17 protein-coding genes are annotated in these 24,975 nt (G+C 56.2%); 4 read left to right on the top strand and 13 right to left on the bottom strand.

The window, feature by feature from the left end; translation table 11 throughout:
* Window positions 1-339: 339 nt before the first annotated feature.
* Both ABY734_RS05095 and ABY734_RS05090 read left to right on the top strand, forming a co-directional pair.
* The gene (locus ABY734_RS05095; RefSeq protein WP_372777921.1) at window positions 340-1,827 is read left to right on the top strand and encodes a SulP family inorganic anion transporter; all 1,488 of its coding nucleotides are present in this window, start codon (window positions 340-342) and stop codon (window positions 1,825-1,827) included.
* A gap of 16 nt (window positions 1,828-1,843) precedes the next feature.
* Window positions 1,844-2,701 (top strand): universal stress protein, encoded by an 858-nt coding sequence (locus ABY734_RS05090; RefSeq protein WP_372777920.1) that lies wholly within the window; start codon window positions 1,844-1,846, stop codon window positions 2,699-2,701.
* A 40-nt stretch (window positions 2,702-2,741) separates the two neighbouring features.
* On the opposite strand, the gene ABY734_RS05085 is transcribed toward ABY734_RS05090, so the two are convergent.
* The 10 genes from ABY734_RS05085 to guaB form a co-directional block, all read right to left on the bottom strand.
* The gene (locus ABY734_RS05085; RefSeq protein ID WP_372777919.1) at window positions 2,742-8,426 is read right to left on the bottom strand and encodes a PAS domain S-box protein; all 5,685 of its coding nucleotides are present in this window, start codon (window positions 8,424-8,426) and stop codon (window positions 2,742-2,744) included.
* Window positions 8,423-9,679: an EAL domain-containing protein gene (locus ABY734_RS05080; RefSeq protein WP_372777918.1), complete on the bottom strand. Its 1,257-nt coding sequence runs from the start codon at window positions 9,677-9,679 to the stop codon at window positions 8,423-8,425. The genes ABY734_RS05085 and ABY734_RS05080 overlap by 4 nt, the downstream gene beginning before the upstream one ends.
* A 16-nt stretch (window positions 9,680-9,695) precedes the next feature.
* Window positions 9,696-10,073, bottom strand: coding sequence for a response regulator (locus ABY734_RS05075; RefSeq protein ID WP_372777917.1), 378 nt, complete (start codon window positions 10,071-10,073; stop codon window positions 9,696-9,698).
* Window positions 10,074-10,297: 224 nt separating this feature from the next.
* Window positions 10,298-10,930: a response regulator gene (locus tag ABY734_RS05070; RefSeq protein WP_372777916.1), complete on the bottom strand. Its 633-nt coding sequence runs from the start codon at window positions 10,928-10,930 to the stop codon at window positions 10,298-10,300.
* Window positions 10,927-12,957, bottom strand: a complete 2,031-nt coding sequence (locus ABY734_RS05065) for a PAS domain S-box protein (RefSeq protein WP_372777915.1) — start codon at window positions 12,955-12,957, stop codon at window positions 10,927-10,929. The genes ABY734_RS05070 and ABY734_RS05065 overlap by 4 nt, the downstream gene beginning before the upstream one ends.
* A gap of 75 nt (window positions 12,958-13,032) precedes the next feature.
* On the bottom strand, window positions 13,033-14,010 hold the full coding sequence (locus ABY734_RS05060) for an alpha/beta hydrolase (RefSeq protein ID WP_372777914.1): 978 nt from the start codon (window positions 14,008-14,010) through the stop codon (window positions 13,033-13,035).
* Between the two features lie 183 nt (window positions 14,011-14,193).
* Window positions 14,194-14,430: a DUF2835 domain-containing protein gene (locus ABY734_RS05055; RefSeq protein WP_372777913.1), complete on the bottom strand. Its 237-nt coding sequence runs from the start codon at window positions 14,428-14,430 to the stop codon at window positions 14,194-14,196.
* Window positions 14,431-14,478: 48 nt separating this feature from the next.
* Window positions 14,479-14,982, bottom strand: coding sequence for an NADAR family protein (locus ABY734_RS05050; RefSeq protein ID WP_372777912.1), 504 nt, complete (start codon window positions 14,980-14,982; stop codon window positions 14,479-14,481).
* A gap of 198 nt (window positions 14,983-15,180) precedes the next feature.
* Complete coding sequence (gene guaA, locus ABY734_RS05045; RefSeq protein WP_372777911.1) at window positions 15,181-16,752, bottom strand: glutamine-hydrolyzing GMP synthase; 1,572 nt, start codon at window positions 16,750-16,752, stop codon at window positions 15,181-15,183.
* 111 nt (window positions 16,753-16,863) lie between these two features.
* Entirely contained in the window at window positions 16,864-18,333 is a 1,470-nt protein-coding gene (gene guaB, locus ABY734_RS05040) for an IMP dehydrogenase (protein WP_372777910.1), read from the bottom strand.
* A gap of 116 nt (window positions 18,334-18,449) precedes the next feature.
* On the opposite strand from guaB, the gene xseA reads away from it, so the two are divergent.
* Window positions 18,450-19,793, top strand: a complete 1,344-nt coding sequence (gene xseA, locus ABY734_RS05035) for an exodeoxyribonuclease VII large subunit (RefSeq protein ID WP_372777909.1) — start codon at window positions 18,450-18,452, stop codon at window positions 19,791-19,793.
* Window positions 19,794-19,888: 95 nt separating this feature from the next.
* Here xseA and ABY734_RS05030 read toward each other — a convergent pair whose 3' ends face one another.
* The 3 genes from ABY734_RS05030 to prfB form a co-directional block, all read right to left on the bottom strand.
* Window positions 19,889-20,539, bottom strand: coding sequence for a Crp/Fnr family transcriptional regulator (locus ABY734_RS05030; RefSeq protein ID WP_372777908.1), 651 nt, complete (start codon window positions 20,537-20,539; stop codon window positions 19,889-19,891).
* A 47-nt stretch (window positions 20,540-20,586) separates the two neighbouring features.
* Complete coding sequence (gene lysS / locus ABY734_RS05025) at window positions 20,587-22,116, bottom strand: lysine--tRNA ligase (protein WP_372777907.1); 1,530 nt, start codon at window positions 22,114-22,116, stop codon at window positions 20,587-20,589.
* A gap of 30 nt (window positions 22,117-22,146) precedes the next feature.
* Window positions 22,147-23,245 (bottom strand): peptide chain release factor 2 gene (gene prfB / locus ABY734_RS05020; protein WP_372778193.1). Its coding sequence is split into 2 segments (ribosomal slippage): window positions 22,147-23,169 and window positions 23,171-23,245, totalling 1,098 coding nucleotides; the frame shifts between segments, so codons are not numbered across the junction.
* Between the two features lie 233 nt (window positions 23,246-23,478).
* Between prfB and ABY734_RS05015 the strand changes: the two genes are divergently transcribed.
* Window positions 23,479-24,972, top strand: a complete 1,494-nt coding sequence (locus ABY734_RS05015) for a wax ester/triacylglycerol synthase family O-acyltransferase (protein WP_372777906.1) — start codon at window positions 23,479-23,481, stop codon at window positions 24,970-24,972.
* The last annotated feature ends 3 nt before the right edge of the window (window positions 24,973-24,975 follow it).

The raw sequence follows: 24,975 nt of genomic DNA, 5'->3' as shown, positions 1-24,975 counted from the left end.
GCCCCTCAAGCAGGTTCGCGCTGCAAAATCATACTACCAACATGAACAAGCCCAGCATCTGCCGGGCTTTGTGCGATCTCTTCGGGCCTGCGCAGTTCGTGCTCCCTTAATTGCTTTAAAGGGTCACTCGCGTACAATGCGCGCTCCAAAACGAAACTTCTCTCCGGAATCCCCAGTGTCAGTTAGTCCGCCATAGCGCTCCTTTCTCACAATTATCTCGATTGCCGTACGCTTTCCCCTTAGATTGCGCACGCTGTTTGTGTGCCTTTGTCCGTTCAATTGATTATTCCCGCGATGCCGCTGCATTGCCGGACAAGATTATTTACTCGCAGGTTGTGAATGTTAGAAACAATTAAGCAAAACTGGTTTTTCAATACGCGTGGAGACCTGCTGGCGGGCCTCGTGGTTGCGCTGGCACTGATTCCCGAGGCTATCGCCTTTTCCATCATCGCCGGGGTAGATCCCAAGGTCGGGCTATACGCCTCTTTCTGTATTGCCGTTGTCACCGCAGTCGTTGGCGGACGCCCAGGCATGATCAGCGCGGCTACAGGTGCCATGGCCCTGCTCATGGTGACCTTGGTCAAACAGCATGGACTGGAATATCTGCTCGCGGCGACGCTGCTGACCGGCGTATTTCAGATCGCTGCGGGTTTTCTGCAACTGGGCAGCCTGATGCGCTTTGTTTCCCGCTCGGTCGTAACCGGGTTTGTGAACGCTTTGGCCATTCTCATCTTCATGGCTCAGCTACCGGAACTAACCAACGTAACCTGGCATGTCTACGCCATGACAGCGGCCGGGCTGGGGATTATTTATCTGTTCCCCCTGCTGCCGACGGTAGGCAAAATCATCCCGTCACCACTTGTCTGCATTATCAGCATGACCATCGTTGCTATCCTTTTGAATCTGGATATCCGCACCGTCGGTGACATGGGTCAATTGCCAGATACCTTGCCGGTTTTCCTCTGGCCCGACGTTCCGCTCAACCTCACCACGCTGCAAATCATACTGCCCTACTCTATTGGTCTGGCTGTGGTTGGTTTGCTCGAATCCATGATGACCGCGACCATTGTCGACGACCTGACAGATACCAAAAGCGATAAAAACCGCGAGTGTAAAGGCCAGGGCATCGCCAATATCGGTGCGGGTCTTTTGGGCGGCATGGCTGGATGCGCGATGATCGGCCAGTCCATTATCAATGTGAAATCCGGCGGTCGAGGCCGACTCTCTTCGTTTTCAGCCGGTGTATTCCTGCTGATCCTGATCGTTTTTCTCGGTGATTGGTTGAAACAAATCCCCATGGCCGCGTTGGTCGCGGTGATGATCATGGTCTCTATCGGCACCTTCTCCTGGGATTCGCTTCGCAACCTGAAAAAACACCCTTTATCCAGCAATATCGTCATGATCGCGACGGTTGCCGTAGTCGTCGCAACACACAATCTCGCCATCGGCGTGTTTGTCGGCGTGCTGCTGGCGGCGCTGTTCTTCGCCAACAAGATTGGCCGCTTTATGGTGGTTAAAGATGAAAAGATCGAAGACGGACACCGCCACTACAAGGTCGTTGGGCAGGTGTTTTTTGCTTCTGCAGATCACTTTATGGAGTCCTTTGATTTCAAGGAAGTGGTTGATCGCGTTACCATCGATTTGCATCAGGCCCATTTTTGGGACATCACCTCGGTCGCAGCGCTGGACAAGATCGTTATCAAATTCCGACGTGAAGGCGCTGATGTGAATATCGTCGGCATGAATGAAGCGACGCGCACCGTTGTCGACAGGTTTGGTGTTCACGACAAACCCGAAGAAGTTGAAAAAATGATGGCCGGCCACTAATCGACGGAGAAGAATAATGAAAAAACTGCAAGTTACCGCCTGTATAGACGGATCGGCTATTTCAAGCAGCGTATGCGATACCGCGGCCTGGGCAAGCGCTATTCTGGACGCGCCTCTGGCCTTCCTCCACGTGCTGGAGAAAACCCTTTCACCTTCAAGGGAAGATCTGTCGGGCGCTATTGGCCTGGGCAGTCGCGAGCATCTTCTCGATGAACTGACACTGCTCGATGAAAAACGCAACAAGATGGCCATCGAACACGGCAAACACCTGTTGGACGATGCAATACAGAGAGCAACCAGCGCCGGTGCCGTCGAAGCCATTGGCGAGCAAAGACACGATCGTTTGCTGGATGCGCTGCTGGCTTGTGAAGACAAGACCCGATTGTATGTGATTGGCAGACTCGGCGAAGACCACGACCCCAGCAAACAGGTGATTGGTTCTCACATTGAAAATGTCGTGCGAGCCATACACACGCCAATCATGATGGCGACAGGAACGTTTACAACGCCCAGCAACTACATGCTGGCTTACGATGGCAGCGAAACCTCCGATAAGGCCATCGACCGGATCGCCAGCAGCCCTTTGCTTGCAAAGCTTTCCGGGCATGTGGTGATGGTGGGCAAGGAGAACCAGGAAAACCGGACGCGGCTTGAAGCGGCGTGTAAAACCCTGACTGACAAAGAGCACCAGGTTGAAGCCCATCTGGTTCAGGGCGAGGTCAATGCAAGCCTGATGGACTTTCAACAACGCTTCAATATCGAATTGAAAGTCATGGGCGCCTACGGCCATTCCCGGATCAGAGATTTTATCGTCGGCAGTAACACCACGAAAATGCTGGCCACAAGCACTGTTCCCGTCTTGATCTTGCGCTAGCCTGACACTCCCCTCCTTACTCTAAGGCGCCGGCCGCGAGCTATCCAGCCACGGCCTGGGCGTCCGAAGCTTCCGCCTGCACCAAGGGGAGAATGGAGCCCTTCGCACTATTAACATGCATCCAGAAATCCGGGAAAAGGCGATTGATCGCATGGCAGTCTTCCGCCCGGCCCGCGTTCTCCAGTTCCGCGCAGGTATCCCCCAGTGCCAGCGCACCCACCGTCCGTGCGGAGCTTTTGAGCCGGTGGGCCAGACGCGCCACTTCCACCACCTTGCATTTCTTTCGCGCCTCCTCCATCTCCGCGCTCAGCTGATGAACACTGTCCAGAAAGTCCTCTAGCGTCTCTCGCAGCACCAGGGGGTCGTCGCCCACGATTGACTTCAGTACCTCCAGGTCGACCGTCGTTTGTGCTGCCGCGATTTCTGCCTCCTGTTCGGCCTGCAGTGTATCGTTCGCCGGAGCGTCCAAAGATCCCATCGTCGTATCTATCGCCGGCATCCATTGTCTCAGCGTCTCACCCAGCACCTGCAGTTGCAGCGGCTTGGTCAGATAGGCATTGATACCCAGCCGCAGCGCCTTTTCCGCTTCCCCCCGCAGGGCATTGGCGGTCAGTGCGAGAATGGGAACAGGCAGATCCGCCGAGCCTTCCTCGCGGCGTATGCTCTGAGCCAGATCGTAGCCGTCCATCTCCGGCATGTGCAGGTCGGTCAGCACGCAGGCATAATTGCCGGCACGCCACATACGCAGTGCCTCGGCGCCGTTAGCAGCCACCTCGGCGGCATATCCCAGCAACGCCAATTGCTTGAGAATAACTTTCTGGTTGGTGGGCTCGTCCTCGGCCACAAGGATCAAACGCCCCTTGTCCCTAGCCTGCGCCACGGTATCCGCGCGCTTAACCGTCATCGGTGCTTGCTGGTCAAGACGGGAGATCACTTGCGGCGAAGCGGATCCCGTCGCCACCGCAAGTGACTGTAGAACATCTTTGCGACGCAGGTAGCTGTGTCGACTGTGAATGACATTGTCAGCCTCAAACGAAATGCCGCTCTCCAGGCCACGGGTAAACACTACAAAGGTCAGCTGCTCATACTGGCTGTTATCTGCTTTGTCGTTCACCCAGGCCAAGGTATCGCTGCCACCGTCCACCACTAGAATAGCCGGCTGACCTCGCCCGGCTGCCTGCGTAGCGACCTCCTCTAACAGGTGAGCACTGCTCTGCAGCTCGACACCAGCGTGCTGCAGGTGCCGGGTAAGTGCTTTTCGGCGTACCGGATCGGTAGCCGACAGTAGACACTCCAGCTTCGCCGGAAGGTCCGGCTGCCAGTTCCGGGGCTCACTCTGGGTGGAGGCCAGCGGCAGGCGAACATGAAAACTGGTTCCTTCCCCCATTTTGCTTTCCACATCAATACTGCCATCCATGAGCTCAACCAGCCGCTTACAGATCGCCAGGCCCAGCCCCGTGCCGCCGTACATCCGGGTAGTCGACACCTCCGCTTGAGTAAAGGAGTTGAACAATTTCGGTATGACTTCGGACTCAATGCCGATACCGTTGTCATGCACGCTGAAACAGAGCTTATCGCTGTGCTTGCTATCGATCCCCACATCCAGGTTCACCCTACCGGTGATACCTTCGCGGCCACTGGAGAATTTGATTGCATTGCCAAGCAGGTTGAACAGCACCTGCCTAATGCGCGACGCATCGCCCAAATACCCCGACGCCACCTCTGGCGCCACGAACAGGTCCAGTTCTACCTCTTTGCGGGCGGCGGAAACGGCCATGCTTTCCACCACGCTCTCGACCATGTCTTCCAGGTTGAAAGGTGCCACCTCCAGTTCCAGGCGCTCGGCCTCAATTTTAGAAAAATCCAGGATGTCGTCGATGATGGTCAACAGACTGAAGGCAGAATCTCGAATGGTGCCCACCGAGGAGGACTGCTCTTGCGATAGCTCCGAGTGGGACAGAACCTCGATCATTCCCACGATCCCATTCATGGGCGTGCGGATCTCGTGACTCATTACCGCAAGAAATGAACTCTTCGCCTGGGAGGCCGCTTCCGCTTCTTCCTTGGCTCGGGCCAACTCTTTATTGGCCGCCGTGAGCTGTTGGGTACGTTCTGCCACGCGATCCGCCAGGGCGGCCCGTTCCTGCTCCACCAACGCGTTGGCTGCCTGCAGCTGAGCCGCACTCTGTTCCAGTTGCAGCCTCGCTTGCTCCTTCGCCGTCACATCGTGCATGGCAACAACAGCGCCCATCTTATTGCCGTCTTCATCGAAGAGGGGGCCACCACTGCACAAGACCTGTCTGGGCGTCTGCCCCTTCGCAGCAATACATATCTGCGCGCCAGCTACGTGGGCACCCTCAAAGGCCTGGCGCAAGGGAATGTCGTCCAAGTTCAGCGGCGTCTCACCATCCGCATGATAGAGGTCGTAGTACTCTGACCACTGCTCGGGCGGTATATCGAGCACGTCCACGCCGTGCCATTCCCGCGCGGTCCGATTGAATCGGACAAGGTTGCCGTCGCTGTCGCAGGCCACCACGCCCTCCGCGAGGTTTTCCAGCAGTAAGCGAGTCATCTCCTGTTGCTTCTTTAACTCAGCTTCAGCCCGCTTGCGGTCAGTGATATCCGCCGCCAGCACCAGCCGCGCGTTACTGTTCTCCTCCACTACGTCGTGCGAGGTAATATCGACAATAATCTCCCTTCCGGCGCTGGTCAGGTGGCGTATTTCGCCGTGGTATGACAGACCGCCGTCGTCTTGGGCGACGAGATTAAAGGTGTCCTCTGCGTCCTCTGGCGGGCGGATATCCAGAATAGTCATGGCAAGAAACTCGTCGCGACTGTAACCGTAATGGCGGATAGCCGCCTCATTCACATTGAGAAAGCACAGAGTCTTCTTGTCAAAGGTCCACATGGGGACCGGGTTGCTTTCAAACAAACTGCGATAGCGTTTTTCACTGGCAGCTTGCCGCTCGGCGTTCAGGTAAGCCTCGTGGCAGTCCTCTAGAATGGTTACCGTATAGCGATAATTTCCGTGTTCATCGCGAATAAATGTTGATGAGCTGCGCATCCAGCGCTGACTGCCATCGGCGCAGATAAAGCGTGTTTCTTCGCTGTACTGGCTCGTGTCGGAGTCCCGCAATTCCGTGTGTTTTTCATCCGCACCCTCGTGTTCTTCGGGCGCGACAAAATCCATAATCAGCCGACCTTCCAGTTCGCCTTCCCTGTAACCGAGGATCTCGGCCAGCCTCGTATTGGCCTGTTCGATGCGCCCTTCGATATTCAACTTCACAATACCCACTGCGGCATTGTTCAGAGTCGCCTCCAGTTGCTGCTCTCTGTCCCGTAGCTCCCCGGTCCGATGTGCAACCTCCGCCTCGAGGTCGGCGTTTAATCGCTCCAGTTCCACCAGCGCGTTGTACTCCAGCGTCACGTCCCGCGATACGGAGAGAATTCGCTCGGGCAAGCCGTCACTGCCGACAATGGGGGTCACTGCCACATCCCACCATTTCTCTACGCCGTTCATCGTCGGCGTCAGACCGCGAAAGCGGCCGGTAGACCCGGCGCGGGCTTGATCCAACGCCCTGGCGGCAGCGCTGCGATCCTCTTCGCGCTTCCAGAAACCCAACCACAACTCATTACGAATACTGTCGAACTCCGGAACCTGCATGAGTTCCATACCTTGCGCTGTCATATCGAGCAGGCGTCCGTCGAGACTCAGAATTTTGATGCAGTCCTGGCTGCTTGAAATAATAGAGGAGGCATAAGCTTCACTTTCCTGCAGCGCTTCATTGAGACGCAGGCGCTCAGTGATATCCTGGGTAATACCAACGATTTGTTCGGGGTTGCCGTCGCTGTCACATTCCAAGCCCATGCGGATGATGACAGAAATTACTTCCCCATCCCGGCGCCGCAATCGACATTGCCACTCCGACTCTAGAGCCTCGTTGTCTACACTGCCATCGGGTAGAAGTATTGTCGGCATACTGGCCTGATCATCCGGATGCAGAATCTGCTCAACCCATTGCTGGAAGGGCATACTAAAACCACCCTCACTCTCGGCGGTCGTAGCCAGCATGTCATAGGTGTCCTGCCGCACATTGAGCTGCCACGTCTTAAGATCAATACTCCACACCACCATGTCCGAAATCTGCAGAGCTCTCTGCAGGCGGCCTCTTTCCAGATCAAGCTCATGCCCTTGGTCGAGCATCTGGCCGTAGACTGAGCGGTATCTAATACCCATACGGAGTATAAGTAGAATGTAGAGAAACAAGGTGCCATGCATCATGATCAGCAAGGCAACGGACGATGCCGCGCTATGGCCCGGCATATATCCGCTGGGCAAGTAGGACTCCCAAACCCATTCGGATCCATGGAGTTTCACCGGGAATAGAATAGCGGTTTCCCCCGCCCTGGGGCTGGCACCGCGGCTGATCATCACTACCGGCGACTCGGAATTGCTGCGATCGACCAGTTGCCCCCGTAGATTGTTTCCGAAGCGCTCTGTCGCTGCTGTGAACAGCTTGCCCACATCCAGCACGCCCAGCACACTGCCAAGGTAGGCGTCTCTTCGCTCCGCAATCGTATGAGAATGTGAATCAAAACCTGCCGAGTACACAGGGTTAACCATCACAACGCCATCGTTGTCATGGCCGCTGATACTGAATGCTGCCGAGAACACCAATTGACCGCTATCTCGACTCCGTTTTACCAGCTCGCCCATGGCCGTCTTAGCCGCTTGCGAAAGGCGCTCCTGGCCCGGACCGGGTAGTCTTCCCCTGCTGGAAATCACCGAAAATTGAACATTGTCTGCATCGACATTTTCCGACAAACCACGCGACGCAGACACCCAAAGCACATCATGATAAGCATCACCTTCTTCAGCGCGGGTAAACGCCCGGAAACTCTTCAAATCAAACCCACCATTGGCGCCGATATGGCGGGCGGCAGCAACGATACTGCCCGATTCCAACATCACGGCCTCGTGAAACGCGTCTATCGACTGGAGATTTTCCGCACGATGACTCGCCAGTGCCTCCCTGTCTAACTCGCTCATCAACCAGGAAAAAAACGCGACAAAAACTCCTGCACCAATGATCAGCGGCAGCAATACGTGCTGATAACGCTCATTGTATAGTTGGCGCACCCGCTTCACGGCAAAGATCCCAACGGTGCCGACCAGTAGTACCCCCAAACTGTCGAAGGACCAGATGGCCAGGAAAATTGCCAAGGCCTCGTCGGCGCTGCTGCCAACAAAGTAGTAAGTGCTGATCACCGAAGAGGCGGCGCTGATCAGAGCGGCGCCCGGCCCGGCGACAAACAAAACGAGCAGAAGTCGCCGGCTGCGCAGCCGAAAGTCAAAGTGCTCCGTGTGCCGCCAGAAGTGCTTCCTGACAAATGCCGCGGCTGCAACGGAAGCCAGTACCGGACCGACCGGCATCAAAAGCGTCGGGACTATCCCCATGGAGAGTGCGTGATCCAGATTACCAGTCGACGGGAATGCCAGCATCCAGCCCAGATAGACTCCAGGCCACAGGCGCACGCCACCGAGAATAAGTGCCGTCACTGCAATGCCCGACACCGGCCAGGCTTGCAGTACGTGAGAGGTCGGTGCACCCAGCCAGCGCGCCAGCAAGGAACAGCCTGCGTAAACTATCGTCAGCGCCAGTACACCGGAAAGCCATCGTTTTCCGGTAAGTGTCGAAAAATATTTCTGTGCTTCGCTGTTCATTGGCCCTGCTCCTGGCAGTATTTGATGAAGGCTTCCCCGGATAGTGGCCGGGCGATGAAATACCCTTGAGCTACGTCGCAGCCCGCCTTCCGCAGAGCCGCCAGCTCTTCCGCTGTCTCCACACCCTCGCCCACGGTCACCATACCCAGCCGCCTCCCCATTTCTATGCTGGAGCTTACGATGGCCTGAGCCTCCCGTTTGCGCAGCATCGCCGACACAAAGCAGCGGTCAATCTTGAGTTCGGTAAACGCAATACGCCCCAGTTGCTGCATGCTGGAAAACCCCGTACCGAAATCATCGATGGATAAGCCAAACCCCCGAATACGCAAGCGGGCAAGGTTTTCCAGGGCCGCCGCCATTTCAGTCATAGCAGCAGTCTCGGTTACTTCCAGCGTCATATGGGCTGGATCCAGGCCCGTCGAGCGCACCAGGTTGTCGATGCGATCCGCGAGACCGACGTCATCCAGTGATGTCAGTGACAGGTTGACCGACACGCCAAACTTTAGACCGATCTGGTGCCAGCTATGGCAGGCACGAGCGGCTTGATCGATCAGGCTGAAAGTCAGTGCGTCAAGCTCGCCGGCCGCCTCCAGTTGCGGAATAAAAGCAGCGGGGGCAACCAGCCCGTGGCTCGGATGCTGCCAGCGGGCCAGGGCCTCTGCACAAAGGATCCGACCAGTGGCTATATCCAATTTGGGTTGAAAGAAAGGCACAATTTCACGTCGGGAAACCGCTTCGATTATTTCTTCCAAGGTATAACTGTGCCGCGCGCTTTCAGCATGCATTACTCCACTGCCAGGCTGTGTTTCTACTACTGCTTCCAACAGTTGTGTGAGGTGCGCCATTGTGACGGGCTTGTTGAGCGCACCCAGCACCTTCATACCGTGGGCCTCACATAGGGCTTCCACCGAAGACAGAAACAGCGCGTCGCAACCACTGGTGATCGCCAGAGCGACACGGCAATTCTGCTCAGCCAGATGGCGAACAAACTCCATGCCGTCCATGTTGGGCATGTCCAGATCACAGAGGATAAGGTCCGGCTGCTGTTCAAGAGAGCGAAGAAGGTCCAGTGCTCGGGCACCGTCTTCCGCCTCGGTGATGTCGCCAACACCGCAGCGTGTGAGGGCACGTACCAGGTTGCGCCGCTGGAAATCATCATCCTCGACCACCAGCACATTCAGCGCAGCGAGACCCGACAGCAGGGACTGAGAGCCACCTCGACTTTGTTCGTTTGCTTGGATCATTGATTCCATTGCGCTGCCCTCTCTGCTACTTTTTTACCGGCTGTCCGTCAGCAACGGCGCCGACCAGCATGCTTAAGCTATTGAAAATTTCACTCTTCACCACCACACTCGCAGCACCAACTTCGAGACAGTGTTGACGGATAAACGTGTCTTCCATCCCCAGCATTGCGATCAGCGCAACCTGCGGGTACTCCGCCTTCACAAAGCGGATAAACTCCGCCCCACGAAGGTCTCCCAGATTAAGGTCGAGCAACACCAGGTCGGGCTCTCTATCGCACATAGCACGCTTCAGCGCTCGGCCATTCGCAAAGGCCAATACCTCAGACACTGCGCCCAGCCCGCCCAGGAAGGCGGAGATCCGCTCTCTCAGCAAAGGGTGTTGGTCGGCTATATAGATGCGCATGCTCGGCATATTTCCCGCGTTAGTTAACAGGACTTATCCTAAATCCTGCCGCATGGGGGAACATCAGCGAATGGGGCGTTGTAGTGTCATGGGATCGCGAACGGCCTTGTCACAAAATTTGCTACAAGCACCGTCGAGCGGCGGACAAGATAATCGCAGGGCTACGCGCGGCAAGAAATGAGCGCATCAAGGGGGCGGTAAAAAGGGAGGATTAACAGCAGGACCTATTCCACGAGGCTGTGCTTGAGCGCATAGCGCGTTATTTCCACGTCGGTTCGCAGATTTAATTTTTCCAGTATCCGGCGTCGATAGGTAGCGACCGTATTGACGCTGATCTTCAGGGCTTCAGAAATATCCTTTGTGCTGTTGCCAGAGGCAATCTGCTGCAGAACCTGAAACTCCCTGTCTGAAAGCTGGTCGTGGGGCATAGATGACTGGCCGCCCCCCAGTGCATTGGCAAGCTCTAGGGCGACCGCAGGGCTTATGTATTTCTCACCAGAATTGACGGTGCGCACGGCAGCAACAATATCCTGGGCCGCGCTCTGCTTAGACACAAAGCCGGCTGCTCCGGCCCGCAGCAATCGCACGGCCACTTCCCGTTCCGGTGCCATACTCAAGATCAGCACCGGAATTGACGGATGGGTTACTTGCATGTGTTTGACGAGATCCAGCCCGCTGCGATCCGGCATGTTGAAGTCCAGCACAGCGACATCGATCTTATTATCCCGGAGTGCGGCTATAACTTCGTTCCCGTTCCCGGCTTCGACAACCACTTCGCAATCCTGCTCGCGCTGGAAGACCTTGCACAGGCCCTCCCGCACAAGGGCATGGTCATCTGCCACCAGCAACCTGATCACTCCTGCCTCTCCTTGCGGGCCGATGCCAGCTCTAGTCTGACTTCGGCACCGGCACCGGGACTGGAAACAACCTCCAGCTTGGCGCCGATCTGTTTGGCGCGCTCACGCATACCCAGCATACCCAAGGATGCCGCACGCCGATCTCCGACCTCAAAGCCCCGACCGTCATCCCGAATGGTTAATTGCAACACCGACCCTGTGTAGTCGAGCGAGAACTGCACCTGCGACGCGTCGGCATGCCGCATGATATTAGTCAGAGCCTCCTGCACGATTCGAAATAATTGAATTTCAGTGTCCTCCGCCAGATCCGGCAAACTACCGCCTATGCTCACCTTACAGCGCAGACCTGCACGCCCGGCTATCTCCCTGCACTGCCACTCAACTGCGGCGGCCAGGCCCAGTGTATCCAGGACTTCCGGGCGCAATTGTTGAGCAATCGTGCGCACCGAGGAAAGACTTTTATCCACTATCTCCAGGGTGCCCCGTATGTTTTCACTGGCGCTGTGATGGCCCTGCAGATTCAGGTCTTGCACCAACAGATCCAGGTCTATTTTGGCGGCAGTCAACAACTGCCCCAGTTCATCGTGGATCTCCCGGGAAATCTGCTTTCTCTCCTCTTCGCGGATTGACATGAGCCTCGAGGTCAAACGCTCCCGCTCAATCTCGGCTTGCTTCGCTTCAGTGATATCGCGGCCGACTATAAACAGGCGTTGCTGTTCCACCCACATTGAGCCGCTGAACCGAAACAAGCGGTACTCTCCCTCCTTGTTGCGAACACGTGCATCAAGCCCCGGAATGTCTGACTGGCCATCCAAAATACCGGCGATGGTTGTCCGGGCGGGCTCCACATCATCCGGGTGCAGCACATCGAATAAATTCAGCTTTTCCAGGTCGGTTTGTGTATAGCCAAGTTGGCGCTCCGCAGCGGGATTCGCCCGCAATACCTGGCCGTTGAGACCCACAATGGCGAATAGCTCGATCGCTTGGTTAAAAAACTGATCGCGCTCTGACTCAGCGCGTTTGAGTTCGCCAACTGGCTGCAGAATCGCCACGGTGTGCAAAACCTTGCCGTCGGCATCCCGGACAACTGCCACGCTGGTATTACACCAGACCATTGCGCCGTCCCTATGCCGGAAGCAAAGCTCGGTAACAAAACCCGGTGATTCCCCGGCAAACAGGCCTCGTCGCAATTCGGTGACACGTTCCCACTCATCTGCAACGAGAATTTCACTCAGGTTTCGCCCAATCAGAGCCTTCGGTTCATAACCCAGCATGGCGGCGTAGGATGTGTTAACCGCGATAAACGCTCCCGCGGGAGTATTCATGCCAATACCGAAACTGGAATCTTCGAACAGAGCACGAAACTGCCTCTCGCTCGCCGTCAGCGCCGCCAGTGTGCCTTCGAGCTCGCGGGTGCGCTCCGATACCCGTTGTTCCAGGTTTACCTTCGCATCCTGCAGGAGGCGCTGGGTTTTACGGTGTAATGTAACTTCGCTTTGCAATTCATCGCGGGCCCGATCCGATTCACGCAGAGCGACATTCAGTTCCAGTTGCAGCACCACCTGGCGTGCCAGTGCGGTCAATGCCGACCGCTGCGGCTGACTAAGCTTGCCAGGCTCACGATCAAGAACACATAGCGTGCCCACGTTGAGACCATTCGGTGATGCCAGGGGAACGCCCGCGTAATGAGCAATGTGGGGATATCCAGTGACCAATGGGTTATCTGAAAACCCAGCATCCTTCCGAGCATCACGGACTTCAAAAATATCTTGGCTTCGAATCGTGAAATCGCAAAATGCTATAGAGCGGGGGGTTTCCGGTACCGATACACCCAGTCGCGACTTGAACCACTGCCGACCTTCGTCGAGGAAGGTGATCAGCGCCATGGGAGTGCTACACACCTCCGCGGCAATGCGCGTGATGTCATCGAAAAAATCTTCTGCGGGTGTATCGAGAATCCCGTAGCGATCGAGTTCGGCGAGTCGGGCAGCTTCCAGTTCGCCCCGTTCCGTTTTCAGCGTGTCCATTCCTCCAGTATAGCTAGCAATTCTCTCCTGAAAAGCGTAATTCTACGTAGTTGACTAACCCCAGGGGATCATCCTTCACAAATTGTCTTTGTCTGCGCTCTTTACAAAGGCCACCACCGCCTCGACAACCTCCGTGACCGTCGAGGGTGAAAGGATCTCGCCTGCCAGAACGTGATGATTCGGATCGCCTGAATCATTAATGATGATTTTCTTTTTGATGGTGGAGCCAACCTGAGCGTAGGCCTTATCAATCTTTGCTACATTTAATACCTGGTCATTCTCAGAATAAATCCACAGAGAAGGCATTTTTAAGGTGCTGAGATCTTCCTGATGCACCGTCTTCACCATTGCCATCATCGGCAGTATGGCATCGGTTGGGTATCGGGTTGTCCAATACCGCGCATGAGCCTCATTGTGCGGCGTCCAATTGCGCTCTGGACCGAGGACCAGACGGGCGATCTGCTTGCCCCATGGCCAGGTAAGGATCATTGATCGCTCGTCTTTCGGACCGAAATTTGGCGACATGAGCACCAGTACCGAGAGCCTGGCGCTGTCATTCAATGCCGCCCAGGCAGCGGCAGTACCACCAGTCGACACACCCAGCAGAATAATTTTCTCTCCCAAGCGACGGCCGATAGACATGGCCTCGTGAGTGTCATTCAGCCACCGGCTCAGGCTTCCCTCCAGCATGGCATTGCCATCCCGGCCATGGCCGGTAAAACGGGTGCTGTAGACGTTGGCGTCAAGGGCCGCGGCGATCCGCTCGGCGACAGGCGCCGTTTCCTGTCGGGTTGCTGAAAAGCCATGCAGGTAAACGACGACATAGTCCGTTTTGGTTTCCGGCTCGCCCGCCCAGACAATCGTTTTCTCGGTGCCCGGCGTGATATCACTGAACCGGGCTTCGCTGTCGCGAAGATAAGCCTCGAGAGATTCCGGCAGCTCAGGGGTCGTCAACTGGATGTCCGACTCCAGGCGAGGACCGCTAACAAAGACGATGGTGAGCAGGATGATGGATGAAATCAGGCCAAGCTGACAGCGTTTGAGTCGAGGCATATTTTAGGACGCTATCCAATTGGAGGACTATAAATAGCTGGTCAGTAGGGCGCGACACTTAAGGCCACTCCTACGCAGATAAACCACACGGCCGACAAAACGCTCCTGCTACTTCGCGGCAAGACATGGCTAATCCACTTAAAGAAGGTAGGTTGCAATGTAGCCGATGGCAATCAGAAAAAGTCAGTGCGCATCTTTAGGCGACAGGGCATCCAGCGAGATAAAGCGGTTTTGGTCATCTGTGGTAAGACGAAAAGTGCCCCGAATACCGTTGCGAGTGACGTGTTGTCGCAAATGCCTTGCAGCAAACCTTATCGTCAATCCGTTTCGCGCCCTGGCGACCACGGTTATGACCTTGCCCGAATAATAGCGGTGCAATTCATCAGGAGTGATGGACAGATCGAGGATATAGTCACGCATTTTTGCTGTCAGACTCCTTGTAAATCGATACGCCGAAGTCTGCAAGTATCAGCAGTCCGTATTCGGACCTGACGTTTTTGCGGCCAATTCTTGCCGCAGTTTTTCTCTGACATTCATCAATACCACACCGTAATGATTGTCGCCCCGGTTATCGCGGCCACTGCCCCAGTAGTAATCGTACTGACTATTCTCGACCAGCAGAGTATCGCCAGTTGCCAGCAATTGCTCGGCTATCTCGGGATAAGTTCGACACTTGGTGTAAACGGCTCGCGTCATGATGGTTGCTTTGATGACTTTCCAGTCTTTGCGTATCTTGCGAAAAAGACTGCGACCCAGCTTGCGGGCTTTTTTCGGATGCGGCGCCTGCCGGATTAGCTCCTGTACCGCCACGTCGTCGAATTTTTTAGCCTGAAAATAATGTTCTACAGAAGGCCACTCAAAACCGTCCAGCTTAAAGCTGTGTTTTGAAAAGGTACCCAGGGGGTTGCTTACATCGGAGCGATTGATGCGAAGGGCATTATCGTCCTGGGCTGGGAATAATCCGGGCGGCATAGAGCGCAACTCAGTAGAGAACAAACGGCGAAGACTACATTGAAGCCGCTGAATAGCGGCTTTGCAAGGCAATGTTCAGGGTGTGTGCATTACAGGGGGATAGTTTGAAACTCACTGAAAGGGGCGTTGGGCGGCGGATAAATGATAAACCCCTGCATTTACGCAGGGTTTATCGTTCTGTTGCGCCGCGCCGGTCACCTACTCCCACTCAATGGTCGCAGGCGGCTTGCTCGATACGTCGTAGGTCACTCGAGAGACCCCGGAAATTTCATTAATGATCCGATTGGAGACGGTTTCCAGCAGCTCGTAGGGCAAATGCGCCCAGCGGGCGGTCATGAAATCAATAGTTTCCACCGCGCGCAGCGCGATTACGTACTCGTAGCGGCGCTGATCCCCGACCACACCAACGGATTTAACCGGCAGGAACACGGCAAAGGCCTGACTGGTTTTGTGGTACCAATCGGCTTTATGTAGCTCTTCTATAAATATAGCGTCGGCTTCACGCAGCAAATCCGCGTATTCTTTTTTCACTTCACCGAGAATGCGCACACCCAAGCCCGGCCCCGGGAAGGGATGACGGTAGACCATATCGTAGGGCAGCCCCAGCTCAAGACCGATCTTGCGCACTTCGTCCTTGAACAGTTCCCGCAGAGGCTCCACCAGCTCCATCCGCATATCGTCCGGCAGGCCGCCGACATTGTGGTGGGATTTGATGACATGCGCCTTACCGGTCTTGGCAGCGGCGGACTCAATGACATCGGGATAGATGGTGCCCTGAGCCAGGAAGTCGACATCCTTGAGCTTGTGAGCTTCTTCGTCAAAAATTTCGATAAAGGTATTACCGATGATCTTGCGCTTCTGCTCCGGGTCACTCACCCCTTCCAGACGTGATAGGAAAATATCGACTGCGTCGGCACGAATGACGCGAACCCCCATGTTCTCGGCAAACATGGTCATCACCTGATCGCCTTCGTTTTTGCGCAGCAAGCCGTTATCGACGAACACACAGGTCAGCTGATCGCCAATGGCGCGATGCAAAAGCGCGGCAACAACCGAGCTGTCGACACCGCCGGACAGCCCGAGCAACACCTTACGATCGCCCACTTGAGCCCGCACCCGTTCGATACCGTCATTGATAATATTTTCTGCCGTCCACAGGGCTTCACAGCCGCAGATATTCAGCAGAAAGTGCTCAAAAATGCGCTTGCCCTGCAGAGTGTGCGTCACCTCCGGGTGGAACTGCACACCGTAAAACTTGCGCTCTTCGTTGAGCATGCCCGCGATCGGGCAGGAGGGAGTTTCGGCCATCACCGAAAAGCCTTCCGGCAGTTTCACTACTTTATCGCCGTGGCTCATCCAGACATCGAGCTGGGCGCGAGCATCTTCCATATGATCGGCAATATCCGCCAGCAAGCTGCCGGGCTCGTTCACTGATACACGGGCATAGCCGAACTCCTGAACTTTGGAGCCTTCGACCTTGCCGCCCATCTGCTCGGCCATGGTCTGCATGCCATAGCAAATACCCAGCACTGGCACACCCAGTTCAAATACCACCTGCGGCGCCCGAGGAGACTGCCCCGCCGTGACTGACTCCGGACCACCCGCCAGAATAATACCCTTGGCATTAAATTCACGGATGTCTTCTTCCGGCATATCGAAGGCGTGAATCTCACAGTAAACCCCAATTTCGCGCACGCGACGCGCGATCAACTGGGTGTACTGGGAACCGAAATCGAGAACCAGAATTCGATGGGAGTGGATGTTTTGCATGCGTGTGTTGTCTCTGATCTGAAAAGAGAAACGGGGCATCGTAGCCCCGTGCGGTATTTTCTCTAGGGTCAGACGTCGGACGTCAGACGTCTGACGTCAAGCCCGCCGTTACTATCCTCGTGGGTAGTTGGGCGCTTCTTTGGTGATGCTGACATCATGAACGTGGCTTTCGTTCATGCCCGCCGACGTAACACGGGTGAACTGGGGCTTGGTGCGCATGGTGTCGATATCAATACTGCCGGTGTAACCCATGGCCGAGCGCAGGCCGCCCATCAACTGATGCACGATAGCCGACAAGCTGCCCTTGTAAGGCACGCGCCCTTCGATACCTTCCGGCACCAGCTTTTCCACTCCCTCTTCCGCACTCTGGAAGTAACGGTCACTGGAGCCCTGGGTTTTCGACATCGCGCCCATGGAACCCATGCCGCGATAGGACTTGTAAGTACGCCCCTGAAACAGCTCAACCTCACCCGGCGCCTCGTCGGTACCGGCAAACATGGAGCCCATCATTACTGCGTGTGCACCGGCGGCTATCGCCTTGGAAATATCACCGGAGTAACGGATGCCGCCATCGGCAATGATTGGCACGTCGGTATCCTTCAACGCCGACACGACATTGGCTATCGCAGATATCTGGGGAACGCCAATACCGGTAACAATACGAGTAGTACAGATAGAACCCGGACCAATACCGACTTTGACACCATCGGCACCCGCCTCCAGCAAGGCCTTTGCCGCCTCTGCCGTAGCGATATTGCCGCCAATCACATCCACCTGAGGGTAGTGCTTCTTGATCTGGGCAACGCGGTTGATCACGTTGCGCGAGTGGCCGTGAGCGGTATCCACGACCAGCAAATCGACGCCGGCTTCAACCAGGGCGGCAATACGATCATCGGTATCAGCACTGGTGCCGACAGAGGCGCCTACACGCAATTGACCAGACGCATCCTTACAGGCGTGCGGGTAGGTCTGGGCGTTGTTCATGTCCTTGACGGTGATCATGCCGCGCAGTTCGAAGGCTTCGTTGACCACCAGCACTTTCTCAAGCCGGTTTTTGTGCAGCAGTTCGCGCACCAGTGCCATGTCGGCACCTTCCTGCACAGTCACCAGTTTTTCTTTCGGCGTCATAATGGCAGACACCAGTTTGGCCGGGTCTTCCTCAAAACGCACATCGCGACTGGTGACAATACCCACCAGCTCGCCTTTGTCCATGACCGGCAGGCCGGAAATCTTGTTGCGGCGGCGCAACTCAATCAGGTCGCTGAGCGTGGCGTTTGCGTCAATGGTGATCGGGTCTTTGACCACACCACTCTCATGTTTTTTGACGGCTCGAACCTCTGCGGCCTGCTGCTCAATGCTCATGCTCTTGTGGATGATCCCGATTCCACCTTCCTGGGCCAGAGCAATAGCAAGGCGGCTTTCGGTGACGGTATCCATCGCCGCCGAGAGCAGCGGAATGTTCAGTTCGATATTACGGGTCAGGCGGGTGCGCAGGCTGACATCCTTGGCCGTTATCTCGGAGTAGCCCGGCAAAAGGAGTACATCGTCAAATGTCAGGGCTTCTTGTGCGATTCGCAGCATGGCTTCTTCCGGTGATCGCGAGTTAATCGGACAATTTTAATGGATGGGGGCTACCTGAGTAAACCGATACTCTCACTGATCTGTCGCAGAACGCTGTCAGACAGTACAATGCGCCCATGCAAACACCCTCCCCCACTGACGTTTTATCGGTAGCTCAGCTCAACCGGCTGGCCAAACAACTGCTGGAAGACTGTTTTGCCCACGTTAGCGTGACCGGTGAAATATCCAACCTTGCCCGTCCCGGTTCCGGCCACTGGTATTTTACTCTTAAGGACGACCGCGCCCAGATTCGCTGCGCCATGTTCAAGGGCCGCAATTTTGCCGTGCGCTTTCAGCCCCAGGCCGGACAGCAGGTGCAGATAAGCGGCAAGGTCAGCCTGTACGAAGGACGCGGCGATTATCAGCTGATTGTCGACACCATGCAGCCCGCCGGTGCCGGGGCCTTGGCCCAGGCCTTTGAGCAGCTCAAACAGGAACTAAAGGCGGCAGGCAAATTTGATCGCAAGCGCCCCCTGCCCAAGCGGGTTCGCCATCTGGCAGTGATAACCTCGCCCACCGGCGCTGCGATTCAGGATGTGCTCTCGGTGATTGAACGGCGCTGGCCCGCGCTGCGCGTTACGCTGATTCCCTCGCAGGTGCAGGGCGAAAGCGCCGCCGCGCAGCTGGTTCAGGCCATTTCCCTCGCCAACCGGCTACAGGGCGAAAATCGGCCTGATGTGATCCTGCTGACCCGGGGCGGCGGCTCTCTGGAAGACCTCTGGCCCTTCAATGAACGCATGGTTGCCGATGCGGTCTTTGCCAGTGAGCTGCCGGTGGTCAGCGCCGTTGGCCACGAGGTGGACTTCAGCATCAGTGATTTTGTCGCCGACCTGCGGGCACCCACGCCCTCAGCGGCAGCGGAACTGCTGTGCCCCGATCAGCAGGAAGTCAGGGTGGCCTTGCGGTCGTTGAATTCAGCCCTGCACAACCAGATGCAACGGACCCTGCAACAGAATCGAGACCGCCAGCAGGCCCTGCACAAGCGCCTGCGCAATCCCTCGCAGTTGCTGGCGGAACGCTCACAGCGCGTAGATGAGCGCGAACTATACCTGCAACGGCTGATGACTCAGCAACTGCTTTCCCATCGCCAGCACTTGAAGAGTCTTGAGCAGCGCCTGTCAGGCCTCAGCCCGGCGCGACAACTGCAACAACAGCAAACTCGACTGATACACGCCCAAAAACGCTTACTCGGCGCAACCCGCAGCCATCTGCGCCAGCAGCAGCAAAAGCTGGGGCACGTAACGGATGTGATTCGAAAGTTAAGTCCGGACGGTACGCTGCAGCGGGGTTATGCGATTGTGCTGGATGGGGCAGGAAAAGCTGTGAAAGACGCCTCACAACTGAATAAAGGCGACAGGGTCAACGCACGGTTTGCGAGCGGCAGAGCAAGCGCCGTGGTTGACCGGATTGAGCAAGACTAAAAGCGCTCCCTCACCCCGACCCTCTCCCAAAGGGGTCGAGTTCAGTGCGCACCCTCTCCCTTCGGGAGAGGGTTGGGGTGAGGGTCCGCGCAGAATCAGTAACTCTCTGGCAACTGCTTCAGCAAAAGAATCTGCCGCGACTCAATGGCGATATACTCACCAATCGTCAGATCTTTCAGGATCCGCGCCACCATCTCCCGCGAGGCGCCAACCCTGTCGGCAATATCCTGCTGGGTCAGTTTTTCCTGAATGCGGCCAACACCGTCTTCATCGGTTTCGGCCAGGGTCGTAAGAACCTTCGCCACACGGCCGTAGACGTCCTGCAAGGCCAGAGCCTTGACGTCGTCCGTCAGTTTGCGAATACGCCGGGTCAGGTTGCGAATCAGGGTTCTCGCAATATTGGGGTGGGCATCAAGCACGGTGTTGAAATCCTGCTTGTAAATTACCCGGAAGCTGGCGGTTTCCATGGCGCGAACTGAAGCCGAACGGCGATCATCATCCAACAAAGCCAGTTCGCCAAAGTAGTCGCCGTCTTCCAGGATATCCAGCACAAAGTCCTTGCCGTTCTTGTCACTGCAATAGACTTTTACCCGGCCGCGCTCGATGATGTAGAGGGAGTCGGCCAGATCACCTTCGTGTATCACGACTGAATTCTTGCTGAATTCCCTTGCGACGCTGGCGCGCCGCAGAGCTTCCAGTTCTTCTCCGCTTAATCCTTGAAACAGATCAACTGTATCGAGTCGCATTTGCCGCCCCCTGTTTTTCTAGTTTCAACCTAGAATATCTCTAAACCCTAGTTTGCACTACCCTCCGGCCTCATGTGAGGAAACAGCAGCACATCGCGTATCGATGGCGAGTCTGTGAGTAACATCACCAGACGATCGATACCGATGCCCTCACCTGCGGTCGGGGGCAGCCCGTATTCCAGCGCCTTGATGTAGTCTGCATCGTAATGCATCGCTTCAAGGTCGCCGCCTTCCTTTTCGGCTACCTGTTCCATAAAACGGGCGGCCTGATCTTCTGCGTCGTTCAACTCCGAAAACCCGTTGGCCAATTCGCGACCGCCGACAAAAAACTCAAAGCGGTCTGTGACAAACGGGTTGTCGTCGTTGCGCCGCGCCAGTGGAGACACCTCAGTGGGGTACTCCGTGATAAACGTCGGTTGATCCAACCGATGCTCTACTGTGGCTTCGAAAATTTCGATCTGCACTTTGCCAAGCCCCCAACTGTCTTTCAGTTGAACGCCCAGCCCAGTCGCAATTTCACGTGCCTTTACTTCGTCCGCCAGCGCCTCGGCGCTGATATCGGGATTAAACTTCAATACCGAATCAAACACCGACAAGCGCTGGAATGGCTTGCCAAAATCGTAAATTTTCTCACTGATAACCTCGCCATCAGCGCCGCGCTCGGTCTGTTTGACTTCGGTTGTGCCCAGCACTTCCAACGCAACCGTGCGCAACATGTCCTCCGTGAGGTCCATCAGATCGTTGTAATCCGCATATGCCTGGTAAAACTCCAGCATTGTGAATTCCGGATTGTGGCGTGTTGACAAGCCTTCGTTGCGAAAGTTTCGATTAATTTCAAAGACGCGTTCAAAACCGCCAACTACTAGACGTTTCAGGTACAACTCAGGCGCAATTCTGAGATACATATCCACGTCGAGGGCGTTGTGGTGGGTCTTGAAAGGACGCGCCGTCGCGCCGCCCGGAATCACCTGCATCATGGGTGTTTCCACTTCCATAAAGTTGTGGTCACACAGGTAGCGGCGAATGGTGTTGATCACTTTGGTGCGGGCACGAAACACATCGCGCACATCGGGGTTTACGATCAGGTCGACATAACGCTGGCGATAGCGGATCTCCTGATCCTGCAGGCCGTGAAATTTGTCGGGCAGAGGACGCAGGGACTTGGTCTGTAACTCGGCCGATTCCAGGTAGACATAGAGGTCGCCCTTACCGGATTTATGCACCGGGCCTTTGCCCGCAATAATGTCGCCGATATCCCAGGTTTTGATCTCTTCCATCAATTCAGCCGGCAAGGTCTTCTTGTCGACATAGGCCTGGATGCGGCCGGAGGAATCCTGTAGCACCAGAAACGGACCGCGCTTGGCCATAATGCGACCGGCCACAGCGGCCTTGCGGTCAAGGGCTTCCAGCGATTCCTTGTCCTTATCGCCCAGTTCCTGTTGCAGATCGGCGGCATAATCGGCCCGGCGAAAAGTGTTGGGGAAGGCGTTGCGCTGCTCCCGGATCTTGGCCAGCTTGGCGCGACGCTCCGCTATCAAACGGTTCTCGTCGGCTTGGGGTGGGCTTTGCTCAGTCATGGGCTTACCTGTAGGTTAAAAAGCTGTGAATCAGAGGCCGCTTTTCAGGCTGGCTTCAATAAATTGATCAATGTCACCGTCCAGCACTTTGTCGCAGTTGCTGGTCTGCACGTTGGTGCGCAAATCCTTAATCCGCTGATCGTCGAGCACGTAGGAGCGGATCTGACTGCCCCAGCCGATATCTGATTTGCTGTCTTCCACAGCCTGGGCTGCCTGATTGCGTTTTTGCAACTCCAGTTCATAGAGCTTGGCCTTCAGCATTTTCCAGGACTTGTCCCGGTTCTGGTGCTGAGAGCGTTCGCTCTGACACTGCACCACAATGCCGGTAGGCTCATGCGTCAAACGTACCGCGGAATCGGTTTTGTTGATGTGCTGACCACCGGCACCGCTGGCGCGATAGGTGTCGGTGCGCACGTCGGATGGGTCAATTTCAATTTCGATATTGTCGTCAATTTCCGGCGACACCCACACCGACGCGAACGAAGTGTGGCGGCGGTTGCCGGAATCAAAGGGCGACTTCCGCACCAGCCGGTGAACGCCATTTTCCGTGCGCAGCCAACCGTAGGCGTATTCGCCCTGAAACTGGATGGTGGCGCTCTTGATTCCCGCGACCTCGCCCGCCGAGACCTCAACCAGCTCCGGTTTGAAGCCGCGCCGCTCGCCCCAGCGCAGGTACATGCGCAGCAGCATATTGGCCCAATCCTGAGCCTCGGTGCCGCCAGAACCCGCCTGGATATCCAGATAGCAGTTGTTGGCATCCATTTCACCGGAAAACATACGACGGAATTCAAGGGTATTCAGCGCGCCTTCCAGCTTGCCAATGTCGTCTTCCAGCGACTGCAGCGTTTCCTCGTCGCCCTCTTCCTGAGCCATTTCCAACAGCTCGGACAGGTCAACCAGACCACTATCCAGTTCGTCGATGGTGTGAACGACCGCTTCCAGACCCGCACGCTCGCGACCCAGAGCCTGGGCCTTGTCCGGATCGTCCCAGACGGACGGTTCGCCGAGCTCCAGCTCGACTTCGGTCAGGCGCTCTTTCTTGTGAGCGTAGTCAAAGATACCCCCGGAGCACGTCTGTTCGCTCGGTCATATCCTTGATGGCTTGTCGGAGAGGGTTTACTTCCAGCATGTAGGCGGTGTCCAGCTTGGTCAAAAGAGCGGCAATTTTACAGGAAGGAATCAAGGGCTTAAAGCAAACGCGCCAGTATCGTGCAGCTAATTGCAGAATGCTTCACTTTGGCGCGGTTTTTTCACAAAACTGTCGGGGAGGGCCAGTACCCTTGTCCGGAACGGGCTTTGCATCCAACAAGGCAAACGACCCATTTTAAGTGGACTCACAGACACCGCTCGGAGCATCACATAATGAAAAAGCTGGCATTGATCGACGACGCATTCCTGCGGCTTGAAAACCGCCGCCAACCCCTGCATATCGGCGTTCTGATGATGCTGAAGCCGCCGACAGATGCGGCCCCGGACTTTGCCTACCAGCTTGCGGATCGCCTGCGCCAGCATACAGAGACCGCACCGCCCTTTAACCAGAAACTGGTGAGCAAGCGCGGTCTGCACTACTGGGAGCAAGACAACCACTTTGACCTGAATCACCATTTTGTCCATCTGGCCCTGCCCAAGCCCGGCCGAATCCGGGAGTTGCTGGCGATGGTGTCGCGGGTCCACAGCGGCCATCTGGACCGCTCCTACCCCCTCTGGCGCATGTATCTTATCGAAGGCCTGGAGGACGGCCGCATCGCCATGTATCTGAAAATGCACCACGCGATGGCCGATGGTATCGCCGGCATCACCATGCTGGGCAAATGCATGTCCAATGATCAGGAAGCGTCCAAAGAGATGCTACCGCCCTGGGCGATTGGCGCCAGAAAGTCCCGCCGCGCGCAACCGCCCGTCCCCACCCCGGCCAGCGGCTTTACGGCCATACGCGCGTTGACCAGAGAAGGCTACAAGGCCATAACACCGGTTTTGAAAGAAGTTGGCGGCACGTTTAAGGATTTCCGGTCGGGAAACGAGAATCTGGCCCTGGCCGGACAGGCCCCCAAATGCATTTTCAACCAGAAAGTCAGTGCCTCCCGGCGATTTGCTGCCCAGTCCTATTCCATGCCCCGCATCCGCGCGATAGCTCGCGCCTTCGATGCCACCAGTAATGACGTGATTCTGGCAATGTGTGGCGGCGCCCTGAGGCGCTACCTGATTGACCGGGGCGAACTGCCAAAAGAATCGCTCACTGCCGGCGTGCCGGTTTCGGTGCGGCGCAAGAACAAACAGAGCAAATCCAACAACGAGATTGCTTTTACCCTGACCAAACTGGCAACCCATCTGGAAAATCCCGCTGCTCGCTTGCGGGCGATCAAAAAGTGTATGGACTACAACAAGGAGCGCATGAGCAAGCTATCGCCGGGCCAACTGCTCGCCTATGCCGCGATGGTGATGGCGCCCGGTGCGACCAATGCCTTGTTTGGCCGCAACCCCGATAGAACCCTTGGTAATGTGATTATTTCTCATGTGCCGGGGCCTCGCGAAACCATGTACTGGCAGGGCGCGCGCCTTGACGGCCTGTATCCGGTGTCGCTGATCATCGACAGCGGCGCCCTGAATATCACGCTGGTCAGCGGCAGGGATACGGTCGACTTCGGCCTGATCGCCTGTCGCAAAACGGTGCCGAGCGTGCAGAACCTGCTGCGGCACCTGGAGGATGAACTGACGGCATTGGAGCGGTGTATGGAAGAGAGCAGGCCGGCACCGCTGCGCCAGAAAACCAAAACGGCGGGTAAGCGGCAAAAAACCACGCCTGCCCCGAAACAAAAGGTGAGCAAAGCGGTAAAGGAAAAGGCCAGCGCCGCCTGACTT

It is taken from the genome of Litorivivens sp. (assembly GCF_041624475.1).
Lineage (GTDB): Bacteria > Pseudomonadota > Gammaproteobacteria > Pseudomonadales > Spongiibacteraceae > Litorivivens.
This window is presented reverse-complemented; position numbering and strand designations above follow the sequence as displayed.

What these genes read in the sequence shown, in the direction of transcription:
- ABY734_RS05095 (WP_372777921.1), top strand. Translation starts at nt 340, where the DNA reads ATGTTAGAAACAATTAAGCAAAACTGGTTTTTCAATACGCGTGGAGAC.
- ABY734_RS05090 (WP_372777920.1), top strand. Translation starts at nt 1,844, where the DNA reads ATGAAAAAACTGCAAGTTACCGCCTGTATAGACGGATCGGCTATTTCA.
- ABY734_RS05085 (WP_372777919.1), bottom strand. Translation starts at nt 8,426, where the DNA reads ATGAACAGCGAAGCACAGAAATATTTTTCGACACTTACCGGAAAACGA.
- ABY734_RS05080 (WP_372777918.1), bottom strand. Translation starts at nt 9,679, where the DNA reads ATGGAATCAATGATCCAAGCAAACGAACAAAGTCGAGGTGGCTCTCAG.
- ABY734_RS05075 (WP_372777917.1), bottom strand. Translation starts at nt 10,073, where the DNA reads ATGCGCATCTATATAGCCGACCAACACCCTTTGCTGAGAGAGCGGATC.
- ABY734_RS05065 (WP_372777915.1), bottom strand. Translation starts at nt 12,957, where the DNA reads ATGGACACGCTGAAAACGGAACGGGGCGAACTGGAAGCTGCCCGACTC.
- ABY734_RS05060 (WP_372777914.1), bottom strand. Translation starts at nt 14,010, where the DNA reads ATGCCTCGACTCAAACGCTGTCAGCTTGGCCTGATTTCATCCATCATC.
- ABY734_RS05055 (WP_372777913.1), bottom strand. Translation starts at nt 14,430, where the DNA reads ATGCGTGACTATATCCTCGATCTGTCCATCACTCCTGATGAATTGCAC.
- ABY734_RS05050 (WP_372777912.1), bottom strand. Translation starts at nt 14,982, where the DNA reads ATGCCGCCCGGATTATTCCCAGCCCAGGACGATAATGCCCTTCGCATC.
- guaA (WP_372777911.1), bottom strand. Translation starts at nt 16,752, where the DNA reads ATGCAAAACATCCACTCCCATCGAATTCTGGTTCTCGATTTCGGTTCC.
- guaB (WP_372777910.1), bottom strand. Translation starts at nt 18,333, where the DNA reads ATGCTGCGAATCGCACAAGAAGCCCTGACATTTGACGATGTACTCCTT.
- xseA (WP_372777909.1), top strand. Translation starts at nt 18,450, where the DNA reads ATGCAAACACCCTCCCCCACTGACGTTTTATCGGTAGCTCAGCTCAAC.
- ABY734_RS05030 (WP_372777908.1), bottom strand. Translation starts at nt 20,539, where the DNA reads ATGCGACTCGATACAGTTGATCTGTTTCAAGGATTAAGCGGAGAAGAA.
- lysS (WP_372777907.1), bottom strand. Translation starts at nt 22,116, where the DNA reads ATGACTGAGCAAAGCCCACCCCAAGCCGACGAGAACCGTTTGATAGCG.
- ABY734_RS05015 (WP_372777906.1), top strand. Translation starts at nt 23,479, where the DNA reads ATGAAAAAGCTGGCATTGATCGACGACGCATTCCTGCGGCTTGAAAAC.